We start from the raw sequence: 602 nt of genomic DNA, 5'->3' as shown, positions 1-602 counted from the left end.
GCAGGCGAACTCGCCGCACGCAACACCGACCTCTTCGCCACCGTCGTGACCTGCGACGTCGTCACCGCCGACCACCTCGACATGATCTGGTCACGCATCCACCGCCACCTGACCACCGTGCCGACCTGCCAACACGCCGAACTCCTCACCCGCCTCGACGCCGTCGTGCACGCCAGCATCACCGACTGGATGTGCACCGCAGCCAACCCGGTCGCCCTCACCGTGCTGCGCGACCGCATCGACGCGGCGATCCTCGACGCCGAACCCGACCTGGCCGACGACACCGCCGACGCCGAAGACGACACCGCCACACTGACCCGCCGCGGCACCACACTCATCCTCGCCGGCGGCAACCCGGTCACCCTGTCGGCGATCGACAACAACCTCGACAAGAAGGCCGACGCCCTGCTCGCCGACGCCCGCCGGCGGCAGGAGAACATCCCCGAAGACCAACGCAGCGAACTACCGAGCCGCTCCCAGCTCAAAGCCCAGGTGATGCTCGGCCAACTCGGCGACAACCCGCAGTCCATGGACATCCGCGTGCACCTCTACCGCGCGACCCTCGACGGGGTGCACGGCGTCGGCGCCGGCTACGTCGCCGG

General features: G+C 69.6%; 1 pseudogene. It reads left to right on the top strand.

The features are described 5' to 3' along the window. Positions 1-602, top strand: a pseudogene (locus tag ACT3S3_RS15290) (HNH endonuclease signature motif containing protein); the annotation flags it as partial.

The organism is Corynebacterium sp. AOP40-4SA-5 (assembly GCF_052377355.1).
Taxonomy (GTDB): domain Bacteria; phylum Actinomycetota; class Actinomycetes; order Mycobacteriales; family Mycobacteriaceae; genus Corynebacterium.
Note: the sequence above shows the minus strand (reverse complement) of the source record. Positions and strands in the feature narration are given on the sequence as shown.